General features: G+C 42.0%; 1 protein-coding gene. It reads right to left on the reverse strand.

The features are described from left to right. A partial coding sequence (tssM, locus tag CAG69_RS01315) for a type VI secretion system membrane subunit TssM (protein ID WP_161442334.1) occupies positions 1-3,328 on the reverse strand: 3,328 nt, incomplete at its 3' end. Position 3,329 lies beyond the last annotated feature (1 nt).

Here is a 3,329-nt window from a genome sequence, read left to right on the forward strand (position 1 = left end):
GCGTAAAGTTATATAGCTCAGCAAGAGTGAATGGGTTTTTCTGCGTCAATGGAGTGATGCGTAAGCTTAAGTCCCTCCCTGACACTTTTATGTCACTGACAAAGCTGCCGTTATGAGTGTTTGTCAAGGTCGAGTCACCTAGCAATCTGTATATCGCCCATTGACCACTCTTATTTAAAACGTGCTGTCTACCTTCGTCTGTTACATCCTGGAGCGTGATACTAATATTGAAGTCACCATTTTGCGGTGGCCAGGCCATTTCACGAATTCGGCTTGGACCGTGGTAGTAACTCATATTGGTATCTGCAATTTTTAAACTGGCTCTAATTGCACTAGAGTCAAGGTCGAGTACTCTTGCACTAAACGGAATATGAACTCGGTTGGTGCTTTTATTAATTAATGTATCTCGAATGACATTATAGTTGCGTAGTTGCACTAGCAGAGCTGGAGAGATTGGCATCGTCTCACCATCTACCTGCTTTGGCGTCCACAAGTTCGTATCGTAGAACGGTGCAAAGTTTTTCTGAATAAATGTGTCTAACAAGCCACCTGAAGCAAATAGCAATTCGAAATCTTCAATTGAGATTTCCTCGGTCGCTGTTAGGTCAAATGGATATTTCCCTAATCCAATCTCTTTAAACTTGGTATAAATTTCACTGTACCACTGAGTTTGGATGCCTTTTGCGGACTCTGTAATCATTACTGACCAGCTTTGCTGAACCACATCTAGTAACCAGCTGCGAACGGGTTCTGGTGATTTTTGTGCAATCTGTTTAAGCTTGATTAATGGGTCCGCCTCAGTACTGTTCATTCGATGCTGTGCTGCTGCTAGCGCCGCCATTTGTGGATCTGGCGCGTCGGCGATGTCCTTCATGTAGGTGCGAACACGGCTCAACGCTGCAACGGTCTCATCCCAAGGAGTAGGGGAGTTTGGTGTCTCACTCACTTGAAGCTGGTTTAATAGGTGAAAGGCTTGCTCAACACGTTGCATTAGCAAGTAATCAGGCTTTACCACTTCTTCTACGGCATCTGATGCAGAATCTGCTGCTGTCGCGAGTTTCGGGTCAAGTTTTGAAATTAGAGCGCTTTTTTCGCCAACGGGTGAAAATTGTGTGTTGGCATAGACCTGCTTCAATACCGTTGTCATTGGTGAAGAAGGGCCAGAGATTAAGTCTATCGCGTTGGTCAGATCACCAATGTTGTCATAGTTTTGGACTTTGAGCTCACTCAGCGCATTACGCCAGTTATTGATGTAGTCATCAGTATATTTTTTTCGCACTTCTTCTTTAAAGGCTTCTTGCTCTTCGTTGGTAGGGATGACATGTTGCGATAGACCTAGAACCCAGTTGTCGCTGATTACTCGTTGTGACATTAAGTCCACGCGTGGTCGATAAAAGGTGCTGAAACCAGTGGAGGTATAGATCTTATCGACGATTAAGCGTTCGCTATCGATTGGCGTGTTAAATACATTGCTAAACTCAAAACCGACGGCTCGTTGCAGATCTAATGTTCCTAAATCAATAGAGCTTGCTTCGTTTAAAATGCCTGCATACACGAGGTCGACATTCGAATTTGCAAGTAATGAGCGACGTGTTGCACGAACAAGATCCATGTTGATATCGATTGGAGCAAATTGTGTGCGAAAGTAGGCGTCTAAGTAGCGCATGGCCTGATCAACGATGTCACTTCGGTTACTCAAATCACTCATCATTTGGAGTGTTTGATGACGTAAAAAACGGATATCACGCTTAGATGGATCGTTAAGCATTAAATACCCCTTCAATAGAGGTAAAGCGCGCGTGAAAGCGTTTTGATTTTGTGCCAATTGTAGGCGGTAACCTTTCTCAATCAGAGGTATTAGCTGCTGAGCGACTTCCTTAAGTAACGCTTCGTAGGCAATGCGAGTGCTTTGATCCAAACGGCTAATATTGAGTGGTAATATTTCCTCATCTAAAGCCTTAGAACCTTTAAGCCATGCCCCATAAGACGGTTCTATCGCTTTGGTTGCATTTTCTAAAAGCTCACTAAATCTTGCATCGTGCTCTGCTTGTGATTTGTCATCAATACTTAGTAGTTGATTCATCACATGTAAGTTACTGTCTAACGTAGTTGCAAAAAAGTAACTACCGCCAGCAAGCAGAATAATGGAGCCGAGTATGGCTAAACGGCTTTGTCTCTGAATTAGACGAAGATACGTCTTGTTTTCTCCCGCAAAATCGCTTTCAGGCAATATTTGCGAATCAATCAGAAAGCGAGAAAAATACGGTGTTTCCGTCAACTGGGTATGCTCAGAGGCGATAATTGGTAAGTTGAAGTAGTTACTACAACTTTTTGCTAGTAAATTGTATTTACGACCGCCTTGTAAACTTGAGCTAAAGAAAATTTCACGGATATCTAGCGAATAAACACCGTTGTTAACATCACACAGACGCTCAAGGACATAGCTGACTTCAGACTGACATAGCTCAAACTGCTTAGGGAAAGCGAGAATTGCCTGTTTCTCGTCGATATCTGTTGAGTTAGCTGATGCATCTAGCGCGTTACTTTCAAGCACTTTAACTAGATTTCGGTAGCTATCACGGTAGTATTCTGAAAAAACACCTTTGGCCTCTTTCAGCGGGATAGAAAGGAACTCTACACGTGTCTTAAGAGAGCTAAAGTGCATGTATTCTTTAAATCCATCTAACTTGTCTAGCTTCGACATAATTAGATAAATGGGTAATGCTGACGACGTTTTAGAGTTGATAGTGCTCAAGCGCTCCAATAACGAAGAAATAGTGTACTCTTTTTGTTCTGGCTCAGAGACGATCATGAACTCGAAGTCGATGAAGAATAAACAGCCAGAAAATGGTTTTCTAGGTCGGTGGCGAATCACTTCTTCGATGAATGTATTCCATAAAGAAGCATCACTGCTTGATATTTCTTGAAACACTAAGCGTTGGTCAGGTTTGATGTATACAGCGCTGTCAGATTCGTACCATTCAAAAAAATCATTCTTAGCGGTTCTCGTGCGATCCATTGGTTTAATTGCACTAGAATTAAATAAAAATTGACGTCGCCCTGACCCTTTATTACCAAGCATCAGATAAATTGGTTTCTTGCCTGAGTTAGCAAGAAGAGGTTGGATAACCATAGAAAGAGCTTCTTCCTCAGTTTCCAAATTTTGAGCTTTAGCGCTGTTCTTTTTTTTCAACCATAGTGTGAATTGAAAAGTGATGTAGAAAATGGCGATAACACCAAGGCTCAGCCAAAGATACAGTTTATCTGCATCTTTTAGAAAAAGAAGATAAATAGCGGTAATGGTTATCGCCACTAAAAGCGTTAATATA

The organism is Vibrio sp. V43_P6S15P86, from assembly GCF_009904725.1.
Taxonomy (GTDB): domain Bacteria; phylum Pseudomonadota; class Gammaproteobacteria; order Enterobacterales; family Vibrionaceae; genus Vibrio; species Vibrio diabolicus.